This is a genomic window from Enterobacter sp. RIT418, assembly GCF_003057745.1.
Lineage (GTDB): Bacteria > Pseudomonadota > Gammaproteobacteria > Enterobacterales > Enterobacteriaceae > Enterobacter.
Genome location: NZ_QBJD02000002.1, coordinates 1 through 20,771 on the forward strand (window position 1 = coordinate 1; position 20,771 = coordinate 20,771).

General features: G+C 61.6%; 10 protein-coding genes. 7 read left to right on the forward strand and 3 right to left on the reverse strand.

Annotated elements, in window-relative coordinates:
- Positions 1 to 501: type VI secretion system contractile sheath large subunit (locus DBY73_RS02310; RefSeq protein WP_181573194.1), on the reverse strand; the 501-nt coding region annotated here is incomplete at its 3' end.
- A gap of 35 nt (positions 502 to 536) precedes the next feature.
- On the reverse strand, positions 537 to 1,028 hold the full coding sequence (tssB, locus tag DBY73_RS02315; RefSeq protein WP_112009617.1) for a type VI secretion system contractile sheath small subunit: 492 nt from the start codon (positions 1,026 to 1,028) through the stop codon (positions 537 to 539).
- A 751-nt stretch (positions 1,029 to 1,779) separates the two neighbouring features.
- On the opposite strand from tssB, the gene DBY73_RS02320 reads away from it, so the two are divergent.
- The 7 genes from DBY73_RS02320 to DBY73_RS02350 all read left to right on the forward strand — a co-directional run bounded on the left by DBY73_RS02320 (position 1,780) and on the right by DBY73_RS02350 (position 19,486).
- Complete coding sequence (locus tag DBY73_RS02320; protein WP_112009618.1) at positions 1,780 to 2,136, forward strand: hypothetical protein; 357 nt, start codon at positions 1,780 to 1,782, stop codon at positions 2,134 to 2,136.
- Between the two features lie 753 nt (positions 2,137 to 2,889).
- Positions 2,890 to 13,764: a BapA/Bap/LapF family large adhesin gene (locus DBY73_RS02325; RefSeq protein ID WP_112009619.1), complete on the forward strand. Its 10,875-nt coding sequence runs from the start codon at positions 2,890 to 2,892 to the stop codon at positions 13,762 to 13,764.
- A gap of 81 nt (positions 13,765 to 13,845) precedes the next feature.
- Positions 13,846 to 15,249 (forward strand): TolC family outer membrane protein, encoded by a 1,404-nt coding sequence (locus tag DBY73_RS02330; RefSeq protein ID WP_112009620.1) that lies wholly within the window; start codon positions 13,846 to 13,848, stop codon positions 15,247 to 15,249.
- Entirely contained in the window at positions 15,246 to 17,447 is a 2,202-nt protein-coding gene (locus DBY73_RS02335; protein ID WP_112009621.1) for a type I secretion system permease/ATPase, read from the forward strand. The genes DBY73_RS02330 and DBY73_RS02335 overlap by 4 nt, the downstream gene beginning before the upstream one ends.
- A 10-nt stretch (positions 17,448 to 17,457) precedes the next feature.
- Positions 17,458 to 18,627, forward strand: coding sequence for an HlyD family efflux transporter periplasmic adaptor subunit (locus DBY73_RS02340; protein ID WP_112009873.1), 1,170 nt, complete (start codon positions 17,458 to 17,460; stop codon positions 18,625 to 18,627).
- Between the two features lie 207 nt (positions 18,628 to 18,834).
- Positions 18,835 to 19,143, forward strand: coding sequence for a type II toxin-antitoxin system RelE/ParE family toxin (locus DBY73_RS02345; protein ID WP_112009874.1), 309 nt, complete (start codon positions 18,835 to 18,837; stop codon positions 19,141 to 19,143).
- A 10-nt stretch (positions 19,144 to 19,153) separates the two neighbouring features.
- The gene (locus tag DBY73_RS02350; protein ID WP_112009622.1) at positions 19,154 to 19,486 is read left to right on the forward strand and encodes a HigA family addiction module antitoxin; all 333 of its coding nucleotides are present in this window, start codon (positions 19,154 to 19,156) and stop codon (positions 19,484 to 19,486) included.
- Between the two features lie 63 nt (positions 19,487 to 19,549).
- Here the strand turns inward: DBY73_RS02350 and DBY73_RS02355 are convergent, their stop codons facing one another.
- The gene (locus DBY73_RS02355) at positions 19,550 to 20,731 is read right to left on the reverse strand and encodes a PLP-dependent aminotransferase family protein (protein ID WP_112009623.1); all 1,182 of its coding nucleotides are present in this window, start codon (positions 20,729 to 20,731) and stop codon (positions 19,550 to 19,552) included.
- Positions 20,732 to 20,771 lie beyond the last annotated feature (40 nt).

Sequence of the window (20,771 nt, forward strand, 5' to 3'; positions counted from 1 at the left end):
GGTGTAGGTGTGCCAGTACAGGCCGCTTTGAATCAGTTCAGGCGCATCTTCGAAGTCCTGGCGCAGGTCGTCTTTCGAAACGTCCAGGATTTCGGTTTTCACGTTCTGGCGGTAGTCGGTGTTGTCCACCAGCTGCTTCAGGCCGCGCCACAGGGATTCCACCTTCTGGAACTCGTGGTGGTGCATCACCGCGTCGAGCTGGCGGCTGATCTGGAAGTCCAGTTCGGCGATGTGGTGGTCAATCAGCGTTTTGTCGAGTTTTTCCACCTGCTGTCCGGACTTGCGGATGCAGTCCATGAAGACCTGCATCGCGGCGGTCAGGCGTTCGCCCGCCGGGGCTTCGGACAGCGCCGCATCGTCCAGAAACGCGTTGATATCGCCCAGGCTTGACGCCGGAGCAAGATTAATTTTTTCAAAAAGAGACGCGTAAACGCCCTCTTTCTCAAGAACCGTGGTTTGCCCCTGTGCCGGGCTTGTTTCAGTATTAACAGACATCAGCATTCTCTCGTGTAATCCATTAAAAAAACGTGCGCGCCTTATTTCGGGGCAAGCGCGCTCATCTCATCGCGTAATTCCTGGGACAGCGCCGGATCTTTAAGAATTTTCTCGAGCTCTTTTCTGAAAGTGGCGTTATCCAGCAGATTGGATTTGAGGTCGCGTAATAAATTACGCATGGCCAGCATGGCGCGCAGCTGAGGGATCTGGCGTGCAACCTGCTCTGGCTCGAAGTCTTTCATATCTGAGAAGCGTAATTTCACGCTCTCCTCCGAGCCGTCGCCCGCCAGCGTATTCTTGACGGTAAGATTTACTTCCGGAGAAAATTCTGAGAGCACGCTGTTGAAGTTATTTTTGTTGACGTTGATTTTCTCTCTTTCAGATAACGGACGGGACTCTTTGCCATTACTGAAATCGCCAACGGTCAATAGCTTCAGAGGCAATTCAACTTTCTTTTGCGCTCCCCCCGTGTGTAAAGCCAGTTTTAAATTGATGCGTGCCTTAGGCACTTCGTTCTGGAACGTATCAGCCATAGCAGTCCCTTTCCTTAAGGAATGAAGAGTAATTGAACAGCGGTTTTTTAGCGAAGCCATAATAGAATAAAAATCCACCCAAGATCAACTTAGCAGATCAATGATCCATTTTAGGAATTTTATTAAGAATTTTCTTCTGAATTGAGGAGAGAAGCCTACTGCAAACGCAGCGTAAAAGAGGGTGGAGTCACTACTTATTAAACAAATGAAAGAATGATTATCTAATTATGTTAAAAATATTGGCTCAATACAACCTTACGGGCCGTAAATTGATATTTATCAATACAGAAAAAGCACACCTTGCGGGGAGCATAAGATACACAGCGTAAAAAGAAATTCAAACCGTTATGCTCCTTACACTGGGTCCATAATAAGACTTTCATTAATAATATGATATATCTTCTTAAATCCGAGAAAAAACCTAGGAATTTTCTTGCAGAAAAAACCGTGAGCCAGGATACAAAACGCAAAAGATAAGTTCGATTCCATACATTATGCAAAAACCCATCAATGAAAAATTCACTACATAAATACCCTCGACCGCCTTATTAATTGAAAGCGTGAATCCTCTACGCAGGCTCATGGCCAGAGCTAATGCTTCCGGGATATATTTTCTTACATGTGCTCCTTCTTATAAGAAAGCCCCTCGCGATAGCGCCACGATCCACTTACAGTTTTTTCCTGGAGACTCATCGGTTCGCTTATGTCATGCTGAATCCCGCTCATAACCGAAACGTTAAATGAGGATATTATGAAAAAAACAATCATTGCACTGTCTGCCGTTCTGCTGGCTTCTCCCGTTTTTGCTGCAACTACACACGCAACTGACGACACCGTAGCTGCGGCAAACGCTAACGCCAACGACGCAAAGCAAAAGCTGCATGAAGAGCAGAACAAGGGTGAAGAGCTGAAGCTTAAGCAGCAGCACGCCGCTGAAGGTAAAAGCGAGAGCTTTGGCAGCAAGGTGAGTGAAGATTCACAGAAAGCCTGGCATAAAACCAAAGAAGGCACTGAAAAAGGGTGGGATGCCACTAAAGAAGGTGCAGAGAAAGGCTGGAACAAAACCAAGCAAGGTGCCAGCGATTTAGAGAAAAAAGTTACCGAGTAATCCACGCTCGTTCAAAAGGCCGCCCTCGCGGCCTTTTTTCATTTTGCGGCTTCGCTTGCGTCACCGAAAAACTCATACATCCATCGTATTATCTCAACGAATTTATTGGAGTATTTTTTTCTACTCGGCTTGCGCGCATTATTATTTCCTGTGCCGTAGCATAACATTCATTATTCGCCATAATTTATTAAAAAAACATAAGAATACATCATATATCAAAATCACAAATACTTTACCCTATCTTAAACTCTATTTAAGCGACGTTAAACTAATAACAAAATATATTAATAAATAACGCTATTCCTTTATTTTCTCTTTACACCCCCACCACCGTGCAGCACCCAGGCGCGGCGCTACAGGCCGCACCACGCCTCAAAAGGTGAAACGTGAAACCATGTCTAAGGTCACAGTTGTTGTGCATCAAAATAAAATACCTGCCGATTACACAGGCTGGGTTTGCATATTTATAACTTTATGGCTATATCATTTTTAGGTCGTCTAAAATAATACCTCTATTAATCACAAGGTTTATATATCACGAAAAAATAAAAAGACAACGCCACTTCTAATAAATAATGAGATTCGCCCCTGATGTTGCCACTCTGATGCTGGCGGGCATCGGCCGCTCTAAAGAAATGTCACGGTGAGCGCTTTATTAATAACAGCGGCTCCGCCGGGAGCGCGTTTTCCCACATCACGGAGGGGGTAATGTCCTGCACGCCGTTTAAATAACTCTGCTGGAGTAATAATTGTATGAGCCAAATCTCTGTTATATCGAAACTTACTGGCGTGGAAACCACCACAGAGGGCACCCAGGTCGCACTGGACCACTCCTCTATCGTTAAGCTTCACGTAGCGCGAGCCGATATCGCTCACTACTCCCGCAGCGGTAACGATCTGGTGATATCACTTCATTCAGGTGAAGTGATTACGCTCAAAAATTTCTACGTTAACGACGCGCAGGGGGCGAGCCAGCTGGTGCTGGAAGAGAGTAACGGCGCGCTGTGGTGGATTGAAGATCCAACCGGCGTAGAACACTACGAAGCGATTTCCTCCGTCGATGCGCTGATAGCGTCATCGGGCTCCGATACCGGCGGCGCCGCGGTCTGGCCCTGGGTGCTGGGCGCTCTGGCGGTCGGCGGCGGCATTGCGCTGGCAGCCGGCGGCGGTGGAGGAGGTGGTGGTGGCGATGACGATAACGGCAACAACGGTAATCCTGGCAATCCGGGCAATCCGTCGACTCCCGACACGACGGCGCCTGGCGCACCATCGAATCTGAAGTTTTCCCCGGACGGCTCCACCGTGACCGGTTCCGCGGAGCCGGGCAGCACCATCACGCTGAAAGACAGCAGCGGCCACGTAGTGGGGACAGGCAAAGCCGGCAGCGACGGCAAATTTACGATTGAGCTTGGCACGCCCCTGACCAACGGCGAGCAGATCACCGCCACGGCAACGGACTCGTCGGGCAACACCAGCCAGGCCGGACACGTCACCGCGCCTGACCTCACCGTGCCGGACGCCCCGGACATTGTGACCGTTGACGACAACGTGGGTGCCGAAACGGGGCCGCTCTCCAACGGCCAGCGTACCGACGACGCTCGCCCAACCCTCAGCGGTATCTCAGAGGCCGGTGCCACCATCACGATTTACGACAACGGCAAGCAGATTGGCACTGCCAGGGCGGACGCCAGCGGCAAGTGGACCTTTACGCCGGGCACGGCCCTTTCTGAAGGAAGTCATTCGATCACCACCACCGCCACCGATGCCGCCGGAAACACCAGCGCGCCGTCAACGGCGGTGACCTTTATCGTCGATACCGTTGCCCCCGCGGCCCCCGTCGTCACCGCCATTACCGATGACGTGGCACCTAACACCGGCGCGCTCAGCAACGGCTCCAGCACCAATGACCAGCGCCCTGCCCTCAGCGGAACGGCGGAAGCAGGGGCGACCGTCACGATCTATGACAACGGCACCGCCATTGGTACGGCGGTCGCCAACGCCAGCGGCGCCTGGACATTCACGCCGTCCGTTAACCTGAGCGAGGGCGCTCACAAAATCACCACCACCGCCACCGACGCGGCGGGCAACGTGGGCGTTCCTTCTGCGGCCATCACCCTGATCGTCGACGTGACCGCGCCAGACAGGCCGACGGCCTCACTGAACGCCGCGGGCACGGTGGCGACCGGGCACGCTGATGCCAATACCACGATTATCATCACCGACAGCAACGGCAACCGGATTGGTTCGGCTCCCGTGGATGCGAACGGAAACTACAGCATTACCCTCGCTCCTCCGCAGCCCGGCGGCGCGCTCATACACGTCACGGCAGTTGATGCCGCCGGTAACGTTAGCCCGGTGGCGAACGCCAACTCGATTCAGGTCGTGCCCGACACCACGCCGCCGATCCCGCCGAGCGATCTGGTGGTCTCCGGCGACGGCAAAACGGTAACGGGTAAAGCCGAAGCCAACAGCACGGTGACGATAAAAGATTCGGCCGGAGACGTCATCGGCACCGGCAAGGCGGGCAGCGACGGCACGTTCTCTATCGGCATTACGCCAGCGCAAACCAACGGCGAAACGCTGCAGGTGGTCGCGACCGACGCGGCGAACAACGTCAGCCAGCCGGGCACAGCCACCGCGCCTGACACCACCGATCCGCTCGCCCCTGAAAACGTGAAGGTGCTTCCTGACGGCACCGCCATTACGGGCACGGCCGAGCCGGGCAGCACCGTCAGCATCAAGGGCCCCGGCGGTACCGAGATCGCCAGCGGCAAAGCAGGAGACGACGGCACGTTCCTTATTCAGCTCGTGCCCAAAGTGCTTAACGGCGAAACGCTGACCGCCGATGCCACCGATAAGGCCGGAAACACCGGCCCGACGGCCTCCGCGATCGCGCCGGACCTGCTCCCCGCCGAGACGCCGGTTATCACCTCAGTGGTAGATGATGTGCAAACTTCCGTAGGGCCGATCGCTAACGGCGGCCTGACCAACGACGGCACTCCGACCCTTAACGGCACCGGCGAAGCGGGCACCCGCCTGTACATTTTTGACGGTCAGACGCAAATCGGCACGCTGGTGATCCCGGCGGGCGGGGTCTGGACCTTTACGCCACCGGCCAACCTGACGGCGGGCGGGCACGTCTTTACCGCCACCGCCGTCGACAGCGCAGGCAACGCCAGCGGCACATCGAACAGCTGGAGCATCACCATCGATCTCACGCCGCCCGCGACCCCGGCTATAACCCAGGTGGTGGATGCCGTCGAAGGCTACACCGGGCCGCTGACCAGCAACCAGCCGACGAACGATAACCGCCCGGTCATCAGCGGGACCGGCGAGCCGGGCAGCACCATCAGCATTCGCATTGACGGCACGCAGATCGGCACCGCGACGGTGGACGCAAACGGCAGCTGGAGCTTCCAGCCGCCAACCGCCATCCCGGACGGCAGCCACGCGCTGACCGCCGTGGCAATCGACCCGGCGGGCAACGCCAGCGATCCTACCGGCGGCTTTACCCTGAACATCGACACCACGCCAGCGGGCACGCCGACGATCGGTACGGTAACCGATAACACCGGGGACGTGACCGGCCCGGTCACCAGCGGCACGCCAACGGATGAAACTCGCCCCGTACTGCAGGGCACCGCGCCGGCGGGCAGCACCATTACCGTGTATGACGGCACGACGCTGCTCGGCACCGCCACGCTCAACGGCAGCGGCGGCTGGAGCTTCACCCCAACCACCCCGCTGACCGACGGCACGCACACCCTCACCGTCAGGGCCACCGACGCGGCGGGTAACATCACCACCTCGCCGCCGTTCAGCCTGGTGATCGATACCGTTGCGCCGGGCACGCCGGATGCGCCGGCCGTCACCGTTAACCCTGACGGCGGCGCGGGAGTCGCGCTGAACCCGGGGGAAACCACCCGCGATACCACCCCTACCCTGAGCGGCACGGGCACGGCGGGCGATACGGTCGCCATTTACGTGGACGGCGTGAAGCAGACCGAGGTCACCGTTGGCAACGACGGCACCTGGACCTGGACCGCCCCGCCGCTCGCTAACGGCACCTATGACGTGACCCTGACCGTCACCAACAAGGACGGCGCGGGCAACGAAAGCTCGCCATCGCAGCCGGTTACCATCGTGATTGATACCGACGCGCCGGACAAACCGGCCACCCCAACCGTTACCGACAGCGTCAGCCAAATCACCGGCCCGGTGGCGGACGGCGGCAGCACCAACGACCCGCGTCCGGTGCTGAGCGGTAAAACCGAACCGAACGCCGAAGTGATTATTTATGACAGCCAGGACGGGGCCGCGCCGGTTGAGGTGGGCCGCGTCACCGCCAACGCCAGCGGGGACTGGAGCTGGAGGCCGGACGCCAACATCGATGAAGGCTCTCACCAGTACACCGCCACCGCGACCGACGAAGCGGGCAACGTATCGCTGACCTCCGATCCGATCACCATCAACGTCGATACCACGCCGTCGGCCTCTCCGGTCATTACCCTGGCCGGTGGCGCGACAGCCGGCGGCGCCACGGACGACAATACCCCGGCCATTACCGGCACGGGCGTAAACGGCGACAGGGTGATTGTTTACAACAACGGCGTGGCGATTGGCGAAGCGACGGTGGTGAACGGCACCTGGACGGTGACGCCTTCCGCCCTGCCGGACGGCACCCTGCACCTGACCGCCGTCTCGGTAGACGCGGCGGGCAACCCGAGCGCGCCGAGCGCCCAGTTTAACGTCACCGTCGATACCGTGCCGCCCGCCATTCCGCAGATCGACAGCATCTCCAGCAGCACGCTGGCAAACAACGTGCTCTACACCAACGACACCACGCCGACGATCTCCGGCAAAACGGAGCCGGGCAGCACCGTAGAGGTATTCGTTAACGAAACGTCGGTGGGCTTCGCCAACGTGGCCGCCGACGGCACCTGGACCTTCACGCCGACCGCCCCGCTCGACCAGGGCAGCACCGGCATCGCCGTTATCGCGACGGACGCCGCGGGCAACAGCACCACCAGCCCGACCACGGTAGTCACCGTGGACAGCATTCCTCCGGCGGACCCGAGCAATCTGGCCATCAACGCCCAGGGCACGCCGGTAACCGGGAATGCCGATCCGGGCACCACCATCACCATTAAAGACAGTGGCGGTACGGTGATTGGCACCGGCGTCGCGGACGGCAGCGGCGCGTTCTCCGTAGCGGTCAGCCCGGCGCAGGCCAACGGCGCGGACCTCACCGTGACCTCAACCGATGCGGCGGGCAACGCCAGCGATCCGTCGTCGCTCACCGTCACGGGCGTCACCGCGGGCCTGCCCGACGTGCCGATCATCACCGATATCACCGACGACGTCGGCAGCGTGACCGGCAGCGTGCTGGGCAAAACCTCCGACGACACCACCCCAACCATCAGCGGGACCGCCGTGGCGGGCAGCACCGTGACGCTCTACCTGGACGGCAGCCTGATCCCATTCGCCATTATTCCGGTCGGCGCTGGCGGCACCTGGACGTACACCGCAACGGCGCTTCAGGCGCTGGGCGAAGGCCCGCACACCTTCGAAGCGACCACTACCGTGGGGCTGTTCACCAGCGGCCGCTCCCCTGCCGCCAGCGTGACCATCGACCTGACCGCGCCGACAACGCCGGTTATCGGCTCGGTGATTGACGACGTCGGCCCGGGCACGGGCGCGCTTACCAGCGGCCAGTCCACCAACGATACCCAGCCGACCCTGACCGGCAGCGCGAAGGCGGGCGACACCATCACCGTCTACAGCGACGGCGTCTCCATCGGCAGCGTGGTCGTCGGCCAAACGGGCACCTGGAGCTTTACTCCGTCGACGCCGCTGGCGGAAGGCAGCCACGCGCTGACCATTCGGGAAACGGACCCGGCGGGGAACCAGAGCGCGGCCTCTCCGGCCTTTAACGTGGTGGTCGACACGAGCGCCGTCACGCCGGTCATCGTTGGCGTCAGCGATAACGTCGACACCGTCACGGGCAACGTGCCGAGCGGCAGTACAACCGATGACACCACGCCAACGCTGAGCGGCACGGCAGAGCCAAACAGCACGGTGGCGATCTTTGACGGTGCCACGCAAATTGGCGTCGTCACCGCCAACGCCAGCGGTGCCTGGACCTTTACGCCGGAAACGGCGCTTGGCGAAGGCGCCCACAGCTTCACGGCAGTGGCGACAGACCCGGTAGGAAACGTCAGCAGCGCCTCCGCGGCCTGGAACGTGACGGTCGATACCGTCGCGCCAACCGTGCCAACCCTGACCGGCGTCGAAGATAACGTCGTCGGCGGCATCCTCGGCAATATCGCGACCGGACAGGTGACCAACGACAACACGCCAACGCTGAGCGGAACCGGCGCGGTCGGCAGCGTGGTGCATATTTTCAACAACGGGACTGAAATAGGTTCTGCAACGGTTATCGCAGGGGGAACGTGGAGCTTTACGCCTGCCACGCCGCTGGCGGACGGCAGCTATTCGATCAGGATCAACGCCACCGACGCGGCGGGCAACGTTTCGGCTAACTCACCGGTCTACAGCTTCACCGTCGACACGGCCGGGCCAGCCCTGCCCGCGCTGTCGACCGTGATTGACGACGTTGGCCCGGTCACCGGCACGCTGACCAGCGGCAGCGCCACCAACGACGCGCGCCCAACGTTCAACGGCACCGGGGAAGTCGGCGCGACCGTCCACGTCATCGTGGACGGCACCGAGGTCGGCACCGCGCTGGTCAATGCCCAGGGCAACTGGACCTTCACGCCGACCACGGCGCTGGCGGACGGCCCGCACGCGGTCACGCTCAACGCCACCGACGCGGCGGGCAATACCGGCCCGACCAGCCAGCCGTTTAACCTGACGGTGGATACGGGCGTGCCGCTGGCCCCGGCCATTACCACGGCCAGCGACAACGTCGGCACGATTCAGACCCCGCTCACCTCCGGCCAGAGCACCGACGACACCACGCCAACGCTGAACGGCACGGCCGAGCCGAACTCGACCGTCACGATTTATGAAAACGGCGCGGCGGTTGGCACCGCGCAGGCGGACGGTGCCGGCGCGTGGACCTTTACCCCGCCGGCATTAGCCAACGGCAGCCACACCTGGACCGCCACGGCCACCGACGCAGCGGGCAACGTCAGCCCTGCCTCGCCGGGCTTTACGGTGATTGTCGATACCGCTGCGCCAAACGCGCCGGTCATCACCTACGCGCTGGACGACGTCGGCGCGGTGACCGGGCAGCTCGGCAGCGGCCAGACCACCGACGACACCGTGCCGCGCCTGATCGGCACCAGCGAACCGAACGCGACGGTGCGGATCTATGAAGGCACAACGCTGGTGGGAACCGGCGTGGCCGACGCCAGCGGCAGCTGGGCGATAACCCTCACCACCACGCTGGGCACGGGCCCGCATAGCTTTACCGCCCAGGCGACGGACGCCGCGGGCAACACCAGCCAGCCGTCGGCGAGCTTTAGCCTGACGATTGACACCACGCCGCCTGCCGTACCGGTCATCGTCAGCGTCACCGACGACGTGGGCAATGCCGCCACGCCGATTACCAACGGCGGCCTGACCAACGATAACCAGCCGACGCTCAGCGGCACCGCGGAAGCGGGAACGACGATCAAAATCTACGACGGCACGACGCTAGTCGGCACCGTGACCGCCACCGGCGGCGCGTGGAGCTATACGCCAACGCTTGGCGACGGGCAGCACTCGTTTACCGTGACGGCGACGGACGCGGCGGGTAACGTCAGCGATCCTACCGCCGCGTACGTGGTTAACGTCGATGCCACCGCGCCGACCGTCCCGACCATCACCTCGATCGTCGATGACGTGGGCAGCGTGACCGGCCCGATTACCGGCAGCAACCCGACCAACGACCCGCGCCCAACGCTGAACGGCACCGCCGAAGCCAATTCGACCGTGCGCATCTATGACGGCACCACGCTGGTGGGCACGGTAACGGCCGATGCCAACGGCACCTGGACGCTGCCGCAAACCAGCATTGCGCTGGGCGAGGGGCCGCACAGCTTTACCGTTACCGCCACCGACGCGGCGGGCAACACCAGCGCCGCCTCCGCGCCAACCAGCATCACGGTGGACCTGACGCCGCCTGCGCTGCCCACCACGCTTGCCGTCATCACCAACGGGACGCACGTGACCGGCGTCGCGGAAGCGGGCAGTACCGTCACGATTACCTCCAGCACCGGGACGGTGCTCGGCACGGCGACGGCGGACGGTAACGGCAACTTTAACGCCACCATTACGCCGGCGCAGACGGGCGGCGAATCGCTGCTGGTTTACGCTACCGACAGGGCCGGAAACGCGGGCGCAAGCGCGTCGGTGTCCGCGCCGTTCACCACCGTGCCAAACGCGCCGATTATTGTGACCGTGGCCGATAACGTCGGCACGATCCAGGGGAATCTGACCAACGGGAAAGCGACCGATGACGCGACGCCGACCCTGAGCGGCACGGCGCAGCCCAATTCCACCGTCACGCTGTACAACAACGGCGTGGCGATGGGCACCGTGGTTGCCGACGGCACCGGCAGCTGGACCTTCACCACCCCAACGCTGACGGAAGGCTCTCATGCCTTCACGGCCACGGCGGGTAACGGTTCCGGCACCAGCCCGGTCTCCATTGCCACCACCGTGATTGTCGACCTCACGCCTCCGGGAGCGCCGTCCGGCACCTTTAACGCCGACGGCAGCGTGCTGACCGGCACCGCCGAAGCGGGCAGCACCGTCACCATCAACCTCGGCGGAGGCAACACGGTCACTACCGTCGCGGGCAGCAACAGCACCTACAGCTACACCTTCCTCAACAAGCAGACCGAAGGCCAGACGCTGCAAATCACCGCCACGGACGCGGCCGGTAACGTCTCACAGCCGGGGTCCGTGGTCGCACCGGTCGTGCCGCTGTCGGCCAGCACCAACCTTGAGGAGCTGGAACTTAGCACTACCGCCACCGTCACCAATACGCAGTACAGCGACTACGGCTTCCTGCTGGTGGGCGCGCTCGGCAATGCCCTGACCCTGCTCGGCAACGACACCGCGCAGGTCGGCTTTACCGTCGGCACCGGCGGCAGCGCGGATATCGTGGTGAACGCCAACGCCACGGGCGCGGTGCTTTCGCTGCTGAACACCCTCGAGCTGGTGGTGCAGCGCTTTGACGCCGCGAACAACACCTGGACGACCGTGGTTGATACCGGGCAGCCGCAGTGGGCCTACCTGCTGACGCTCGGGGCGAACGGCGTGTCGCTCAACCTGAACGGGCTTGCCGACGGCCAGTACCGCGTGCTGAGCTACAACACCAACCTGCTGGCGACCGGCTCTTACACCAGCATTGACGTGGGCGTGAAGGAGACCAGCGCGGGCACCGTGACGGGCGAAACCAGCCTGACCGGGAACGTGATCCTTGACGTCGATCCGACAACGGGCAGCGACAACGCCCCTGCGGGCACTACCGTCAGCGCGGTCACAAACGCCAACGGCGACACGGTGAACGTCACCGCCAACGGCACCGTGGTTCAGGGCCTGTACGGCACGCTGACCATCAACCTCGACGGCAGCTATACCTATAATCTGACCAACACCAGCGCCGCCGTGCTGGGGCGCACGGAGAGCTTCACCTACACCATCACCCACAACGGGGCGTCGGCGTCGGCCAGCCTGGTGCTGAACCTCGGCGCAGGCACCGTGGCGACCGGCATCGTGGCGGTGGACGACACGGCGTCGCTGACCTACGACACCACGGTGCATGAGATCAATAACGGCACTTCGTCGCAGGGCGGCTTCACCGTCGTGGGGATCAACCTCGGCAGCACGCTGGGGCTGAACCTGCTGGACGACCTGAGCAACCCGATCATTTATAACGTGGAGGAAGGCACCACCCGCACCATGACCATCCAGGCCTCCGTCGGCGGCGTGGCCCTGGCCTCGGTGTTCGATCTCTACATCTACAAGTTCAACGACGCGACCCAGACCTTCGAGCAGATGCGCGTCCAGCCGGGCTGGCTGCGCGCGCCGCTGCTGGGCGGCACCTCGTCCCAGCTGACGCTTAACCTGCCTTCCGGCGAGTACCTGTTCCTGCTCAACACCGCGGCGGGGATCACCGCGCTGACCGCCTACACGCTCAACGTGCTGGAAGATCACGTCTACAGCGTGTCGAGCGTCGGGGCGAGCACCACGGGCGACGTGCTGGCGGACGATATTGCGCCGTCAGGGACCACGGTCACGGACGTCAACGGCGTGGCGGTTAACGCCAACGGTACGACCACCATCGTCGGGGAATACGGCACGCTGACCATTAACGCCTCCGGCCAGTACACCTACACCCTTAAAACCGGTATCGGCGCGGACCACATCAGCACGCCGGACACCTTCGTCTACACCATCACCTCGCCAACGGGCGCGAAGGACACCGCCTCGCTGAACATCACCCCTACCGCGCGGGCGATGGACGCGGTCAACGACGTCAGCAGCGTGATGGACGTGACCTCGGTACACCACACGTCGCTGTACTCGGATACCACGGTGGGGACCGCAAGCTGGAACGCGGCGCTGCTGGCAACCACCTCGGGCAGCGGCAGCGGCACCTTCGTGGTTGACCCGAACACGGCGCTGCATAACGTGGTGCTGCACTTCAACGTCGCCTCGCTCCTCACGCTGGGCGGCCTGACGGTCAACTGGACGATTTCGCAGGGCGGCACCACGGTCCGCTCGGGCTCCTTCGGCGGCGGGCTGCTGCTGGGCGGCAATGCGGATATTGCCCTGACGGGCCTCGATCTGAACGCGGGAACCTACACCCTGAGCTACACCGGCAGCATACCGGCGCTCGGCGTGGGGAATATCACCATTACCCCGAGCGTCACCGGGACCTCCTACTCCCTGAGCCAGTTTGATTCCACCAGCGGGCATACCGTCAACGGCAATATCTTTGACGGCACGGACTCCGCCGGGGCGATGGATCAGCTGCACTCGGTGGATACGCGCCTGAGCATCACCGGCTATAACGGCGTCAGCACCACCCTTGACCCGTACGCCGGCAGCGCCACGGTCAACGTCGTCGGGCACTACGGCACGCTGGCGATTGCCGCAGACGGCCACTACACCTACACCCTGAACGCTGGCGTTTCGCTCTCCAGCATCACCTCGAAGGAGGTCTTCAACTACACCCTGACCGACGCGGGCGGGAAAACGGACAGCGCGACGCTGACCATCAACATGGCGCCGCAGTTCATCAGCTCGGAACACAACGATCTGATTACCGGCACCGCGTATGCCGACACGCTGATCTACCAGGTGCTGAACACCACCGCAGGCAACGGTACGGGCGGCAACGTCAGCAGCACCGCGGGCGACCACTGGACCAACTTCTCGCTCTCGCAGGGGGACAAAATCGACATCGGCGACCTGCTGGTGGGCTGGAACGGCAGCGCCTCAACGCTGGGGAACTATCTCCACGTCACCCAGAGCGGCGGCAGTACGGTGATCTCCATCGACCGCGACGGCGCGGGAAGCACGTACACCAACACCACGCTGGTGACGCTGGATAACGTGCAAACCACCTACGACGAGCTGGTCAATCAGCAGCACATCATTACCTGACAATAACAAGCACCACCTGACCCGGGCGCGCAGCGCCCGGGCATAAACAATAAAGCTGTACTCATTTATTAGGGACATGACATGGGAAAGAAGATGCCTTGCTGGTGGCTCTCGTGCTGCCTGATATCTGTACCCACGCTCGCGGCAAACCCGGCCTCGACGATCAATACCGAAGACCTGCGCGACGCGCAGGAGCTTCCCTCCCTGAGCGGACGCGTGGCCCCGGTGGCCAGCAAAGCCGCACCCGGCACGCTGCAGCTCGGCGAAGCCGTTAACCGCGCGGTGACCTGGCACCCCGCCATCAGCGAAGCGGTGGGCAAGCTCTACCAGCAGAGCGAAGAGGTGGACGTCGCTAAATCGAAATACTATCCGCAGATCAGCGCCGGGATGGAAAACGGCTACACCCACGACGGGGACGACAACGGCTTTACGCCGTCGCTGGTGCTTTCGCTTTCACAGATGCTGTACGACTTTGGCAAGGTGGCAAGCCAGGTGCGCGCCGAAAGCGCGGGCGTGGCCCAGCAGCAGGCGAACGTGCTGGTCAGCATCGACACCATCGCCCACGACACCGCCATCGCCCTGGTGCAGGTGCAGACCTGGCAGCAGATGGTCGACACCGCCAAAGAGCAGCTCGACGCCCTCTCCTCCATCGGCACGCTGGCGAAGCAGCGTAACGACGAGGGGGCCAGCTCGCTCTCCGACGTGGTGCAGACCGATGCCCGCATCGAAGGCGCGCGGGCGCAGCTGATGCAGTACCAGGCGAGCCTCGACAGCGCCCGCGCCACGCTCGCGAGCTTCCTCGGCTGGGACGGGCTGAACGGCGTGAGCAATGACTTTCCTGCAAGCCTGACGCGAAGCTGCGATATCGCCGAGCCGGACGATCGCCTGGTGCCCGCGGTGCTGGCGGCCTGGGCGCAGGCCAACGTCGCGCAGGCGAACCTCGACTACGCCAACGCGCAGATGACGCCGACCGTCTCGCTGGAGCCGGAGGTGCGCCACTACCTTAACGACCGCTACTCCGGCAGCGAGGTGCGTGACCGCACCCAGTACTCCGCGTGGGTTAAGGTGCAAATGCCGCTCTACCAGGGCGGCGGGCTGACCGCGCGGCGCGACGCCGCCGGGCATGCGGTGGAATCCGCCCAGGCCACCATCCAGCGCACGCGCCTCGACGTGCGGCAAAAGCTGCTGGAGGCGCGCAGCCAGGTGATGAGCCTGCTCAGCACCCTGCAAATTCAGGGCCGCCAGGAGACGCTCAGCGCCCGCACCCGCGAGCTGTACCAGCAGCAGTATCTCGACCTCGGCTCCCGCCCGCTGCTCGACGTGCTCAACGCGGAGCAGGAGGTCTACCAGGCCCGCTTCACCCAGCAGCAGACCGCCGGGCAATTGCACCAGCTGCAGCTTAACTGCCTGTACAACACCGGGCGCCTGCGTCACGCGTTCGATCTTGATAACCGCACCATCCAGACCGTGGAGATCCAGCCATGAAGCCAGGTGATATTCCGCAAGGGGAAAGCATAACGGATGATGCGCTGGCGCAGTGGGCGCAGGCGTTCGGCTACGTCGCCACCCGCTACCGCGTGGCCTGTTCGCCCGGGGCGCTGATCGCCGGCGCGCCGTGGCTAAAAGGGAAGCCGATGGTGCCCGCCCTCACCCAGCTCGCCCGCGAGGCGGGGCTGTCGTTTCAGCTGCTGACGGCGGACCAGCAGGCCATCAACAGCTGGCGCCTGCCGGTGGTGGTTGAGCTGGACGGGGGGAAAATTGGCGTGATTGAGCATTTCGACGGCGAAGACACCCTTGAGGTCTGTTTTTTCGACGACAAGATGCACACCAACCGCCTGTCGATGGCGGCGATGCTGCCCGCCGTCCGCCACGTGATCGCCCTGCGCCCGCTGGCCGCGCTGAAGGACAGCCGCGTGGACGCCTACATTTCGAAATACCGCCCGGACTGGCTTTACCGCCTGGTGATGCGCGACCTGCGGCCCTACAGCTGGGTGATGCTCGCCGCGCTGTTCATCAACGTGCTGTCGCTTTCCGGGATTGTTTTTTCCATGCAGGTGTACGACCGGGTGATCCCCGCCCAGTCCTACCCGACGCTCTACGTTCTGACCATCGGGGTGCTGATCGCCACGCTGTTCGGCTTCGTGCTGCGCGTGGCGCGCGGGCACATCATGGATCTGCTGGGCAAGCGTTCCGATCTGCGCGTCTCGGATCGCGTCTTCGGCCACGCCCTGCGCCTGCGCAACAGCGCGGTCCCGCGCTCGACCGGGAGCTTTATCTCCCAGCTGCGCGAGCTGGAGCAGATCCGCGAGATGGTTACCTCCTCCACCATTTCCACCATCGTCGATCTGCCGTTCTTCTTCCTGTTCGTGATCGTGCTGGCGATCATCGCCCCGCAGCTGGCGTGGATCGCCCCGGTGGCGGCGGTGATCATGGTGCTGCCCGGCCTGCTGCTGCAAAAGCGGCTCGCCGAGCTGGCGAAGCAGTCGGCGCATGAATCGACCCTGCGCAACGCGGTGCTGGTGGAGAGCGTGCAGGGGCTGGAGGACATCAAGCTGATGCAGGCGGAGAACCGCTTCCTGCAGCAGTGGAACAGCTATATCCAGATCACCGCCGAATCGGGCCTGCGCACCCGCGAGCTGACGCAGAACCTGATCAACTGGGGCATGACGATCCAGAGCCTGGTCTACGCCGGGGTGATCGTGGTGGGCGCCCCGATGGTGATCGACGGCACCCTGACCACCGGCTCGGTGGTGGCGGCCTCGATGCTGGCGTCGCGGATGATCGCCCCGATGGCGACCCTGTGCGGCGTGCTGGCCCGCTGGCAGCAGGTTAAGGCGGCGAAAGAGGGGCTGGACAGCATTATGCAGCTGCCGACCGAGAACCAGCGGGAAGAGACGCCGATCCGCCAGGACGTGCTGCGCGGTCACTATCTGTTTGAGCAGGCACAGTTCCGCTATCACCCGGACGATCCGCGCATGGCGCTGCGCATCAACCGCCTTGAGATCAAGCCCGGCGAAAAGGTGGCGATCCTCGGGCGCAACGGCGCGGGCAAATCCACCCTGCTGCAGGCGCTGGCGGGCGGTATGGATCTGGCCGGAGGTGAAGTGCGGCTCGACAACCTCAGCCTGCCGCACCTGGACGTGGCGGACGTGCGGCGCAACGTCGGCTTTATGACCCAGAACGCGCGGCTGTTTTACGGCACCCTGCGCGAGAACATCACCCTCGGCATGCCGCGCGCCACCGACGAGGAGATCTTTGAGGCGCTGGAGATGTGCGGCGCGGCGGGCTTCGTGCAGAAGCTGCCGAAGGGGCTGGACTATCCGATTATGGAGAACGGCGTGGGGCTGTCCGGCGGGCAGCGGCAGTCTATCCTGCTGGCGCGCATGCTGCTTCGCGATCCGAACATCGTGCTGCTGGATGAACCGACCGCGTCGCTGGACGAGCACACCGAGCGCGAGTTTATTCAGCGCCTGGGGGCCTGGCTCGGCAACCGCACGCTGATTGTTGCTACCCACCGCGTGCCGGTGCTGGAGCTGGTCGAGCGGGTCGTCGTCCTGAAAGAGGGCATGCTGGTGATGGATGCGCCGAAAGCGCAGGCGCTCAGCAACAGCCGTATGCAACAGCAGCAGCAACAGCAGCAGGCAACCGGACGGGAGTGGAAAAATGAAAATCAGTCAGCGTGACGTTGCCGCAATGGAAGATCTGGACAACGCCCTCGACTCGGAGAGCGGCTATACCGGCGCCCGGCGCATCGTGATTTTCTCCCTGCTGCTGTTCGTCGCCGTCGGGATCTGGGCGTGGTTCGGGGTGCTGGACGAGGTCTCGACGGGAACGGGCAAAGTGATCCCCAGCTCGCGCGAGCAGGTGTTGCAGTCACTTGACGGCGGGATCCTCACCGAGCTGAACGTTCACGAGGGGGATCAGGTACAGGCCGGACAGGTGCTGGCGCGCCTCGATCCGACGCGTTCGGAGTCAAACGTCGGCGAAAGCGCGGCGCGCTACCGGGCCGCCCTCGCCTCCAGCGTGCGCCTGTACGCCGAGGTGAACGATCTGCCCCTTAAGTTCCCGCCGTCGCTGGCGAAGTGGACGGATCTGACGGGGGCCGAAACGCGCCTGTACAACTCCCGGCGCGCGCAGCTGGAGGACACCCAGCGGGAGCTGCGCTCGGCGCTGGATCTGGCGAACAAAGAGCTGGCGATCACCCAGCGGCTGGTCAAAACCGGCGCGGCCAGCCACGTTGAGGTGCTGCGGCTGCAGCGGCAAAAAAGCGATCTGGAGCTGAAGCTGACCGACGTGCGCTCGCAGTACTACGTGCAGGCGCGCGAGGCGCTGTCCAAGGCCAACGCGGAGGTGGATATGGTGTCGGCGATCCTCAAAGGACGCGAGGATTCGGTCACGCGCCTGACGGTGAAATCCCCGGTGCGCGGGATCGTGAAAAACATCAAGGTCACCACCATCGGCGGCGTTATTCCGCCCAACGGCGAGCTGATGGAGATTGTGCCGGTGGACGATCACCTGCTGATTGAAACCCGCCTCTCCCCGCGCGACATCGCCTTTATCCACCCCAACCAGGAGGCGCTGGTGAAGATCACCGCCTACGATTACGCCATTTACGGCGGCCTGCACGGCGTGGTTGAAACGATATCGCCGGACACCATTCAGGACGAAGCCAAGCCGGAGGTGTTCTACTATCGGGTATTTATCCGCACCAGCCAGGATTATCTGGTGAACAAGGCGGGCAGACACTTTTCGATCGTGCCGGGGATGATCGCCACGGTGGATATCAAGACCGGCGAGAAAACGGTGCTGGATTATATGATCAAGCCGTTCAACCGGGCGAAAGAGGCGCTGCGGGAGCGGTAAACGCATTATCCGTCCCCTCTCTCATTTGAGATGAGGGGATTTCCCTGAAACCGCCTCGCAGAATCAACACATTTTCACTTGCTCCCCTTTCCTCCATTTTCATACCCCGTAACACTATCGTTATTAACGAAAGACATGCACTTGCGCACAGTGCATCGGTGCATTACCATGACCTCAGCTTCACAGGGACAGGAGCTAACCACCATGATGCTAAAAAGCATTAAACATTTTCGCGATGAATGGCTTAGGGATTTTTTTCTGTATGGCAAGACGAGTAGCGTCATTCCATCGAGCATCGAGTCCGTTTTGGCAAGAAAGCTGGATATGGTCAATGCCGCCGCGTCGTACAACGATCTCCGTTCGCCGCCGGGAAACAGGTTCGAAGCGCTGAATCCTCCCCTTGACGGCTTTTTCTCTATTCGCATTAACAGACAGTATCGGCTGGTATTCAGGTGGGCGGACGGCAAGGCAGAAGATCTTTACCTCTCCCCCCACAAATACACGCTACACAAGTGAGGTATCACCCATGACTTTTCAACAGGCATTACGTAAGCCGACAACGCCGGGCGACGTGTTGCAGTATGAATATCTTGAACCGCTCAACCTCAAAGTTGCAGACCTCGCGGACATGCTCAACGTGCATCGCAATACCGCTAGCGCACTGGTGAACAATAACCGGAAACTTACCGCCGACATGGCCGTCAGGCTGGCGAAAGCGTTCGATACCAGCATCGAATTCTGGCTGAACCTGCAGCTAAATGTTGATATCTGGGAAGTGCAAACTAACGCCAGAACGCAGGAAGAGCTGAGCCGGGTAAAAACCGCAGCGGAATTAATGGCAAAGCGAAAAGTGGGATAATGTTTTTGGCTGAACCCGAATGCAACAGCCCGGCAGCGTTCACTCAACCTGCCGGGGCATTGCTTACAGCGAGATTTTCAGGCGTCTGACCGCTTCAACAAGCTGTTCATCGGTCGGCGTCACGAACGACATGCGCAGCGTCGTCTGGTCCGGCTCATTACAGTAAAAGAACTCGCCCGGGACGAACACCACGCCGTTGCTGAGCGTTTTTTCCAGCCATTTCGTCGTATTGATGCCGTTGTTCATTTTCGCCCACAGGAACATGCCGCCTTTCGGCTTGTGGAACGTCATCACGTCACCCAGCTCCGCTTCCAGCGCAGTGGCAAACGTCAGGTACTTCTGGCGATACGCTTCGCGGATCAGCGTAATTTGCCCTGCCAGACGGCCCGTTTTCAGGTACTCGTAGGTCATCAGCTGCGACAGCGTACTGGTATGCAGATCGGTGGTTTGCTTCAGGTTAACCACCGCGCGCTTTAGCCACTCGGGCACCACCACCCAGCCCACGCGGGTTCCCGGCGCGAGGATTTTGGAGAAGGTTGAGGTGTATACCACGTTATCTTCATTGCCGATATCTTTCGCATGGGCAATTAACGGGCGGAACGTCTCGTCGGTATAATTAATTTCGCTGTAGGGATCGTCTTCAATAATAACGAAATCATAGCGCTTCGATAATTCCACCAGCTGTTTACGACGCGCTTCAGAAAGCGTTACGCCGCCCGGGTTACCAAACGTCGGAACAATATATACGGCTTTGATGTTTTTATTTGCCGCCAGCGCTTCCAGTTCATCGACTTTCATTCCGTCACCGTCGGTGCCCACGGATTCAACGTTTGCCTGCGCCAGGCCAAATACCTGCAGCGCGGCCAGATAGGTCGGGCGTTCGACAACGACGGTGTCGCCTGGGTTAATTAACGCGCGGGCCAGCACGTCGAGAGACTGTTGCGAACCGGACGTGATCGCCACGTCATCGGCCTTGCAGGCAATGCCCCTTCCTGCGCAGATGCGCTGGATCGCGTCGCGCAGCCCCGGCACGCCCTCGGTCAGGCCGTATTGAAACGCCTCGCCAAAATGCTGCGATAGCACGGCATCCGCGGCTATCTTCAGCCCTTCGTGATCGAACAGGTCGGGGTTAGGAATACCGCCGCCAAGCGAAATCACGCCCGCCATTTTGCTGTGTTTTAATAATTCCCGGATGGCGGACGATTGCAGGGCCTGCGCGCTGCTGGCGAGTTTACTGACAGACATTCTCTGTTTCCCTTCTTTTTTTATGATATGACCCGTCTTA

What these genes read in the sequence shown, in the direction of transcription:
- tssB (WP_112009617.1), bottom strand. Translation starts at nt 1,028, where the DNA reads ATGGCTGATACGTTCCAGAACGAAGTGCCTAAGGCACGCATCAATTTA.
- DBY73_RS02320 (WP_112009618.1), top strand. Translation starts at nt 1,780, where the DNA reads ATGAAAAAAACAATCATTGCACTGTCTGCCGTTCTGCTGGCTTCTCCC.
- DBY73_RS02325 (WP_112009619.1), top strand. Translation starts at nt 2,890, where the DNA reads ATGAGCCAAATCTCTGTTATATCGAAACTTACTGGCGTGGAAACCACC.
- DBY73_RS02330 (WP_112009620.1), top strand. Translation starts at nt 13,846, where the DNA reads ATGGGAAAGAAGATGCCTTGCTGGTGGCTCTCGTGCTGCCTGATATCT.
- DBY73_RS02335 (WP_112009621.1), top strand. Translation starts at nt 15,246, where the DNA reads ATGAAGCCAGGTGATATTCCGCAAGGGGAAAGCATAACGGATGATGCG.
- DBY73_RS02340 (WP_112009873.1), top strand. Translation starts at nt 17,458, where the DNA reads ATGGAAGATCTGGACAACGCCCTCGACTCGGAGAGCGGCTATACCGGC.
- DBY73_RS02345 (WP_112009874.1), top strand. Translation starts at nt 18,835, where the DNA reads ATGCTAAAAAGCATTAAACATTTTCGCGATGAATGGCTTAGGGATTTT.
- DBY73_RS02350 (WP_112009622.1), top strand. Translation starts at nt 19,154, where the DNA reads ATGACTTTTCAACAGGCATTACGTAAGCCGACAACGCCGGGCGACGTG.
- DBY73_RS02355 (WP_112009623.1), bottom strand. Translation starts at nt 20,731, where the DNA reads ATGTCTGTCAGTAAACTCGCCAGCAGCGCGCAGGCCCTGCAATCGTCC.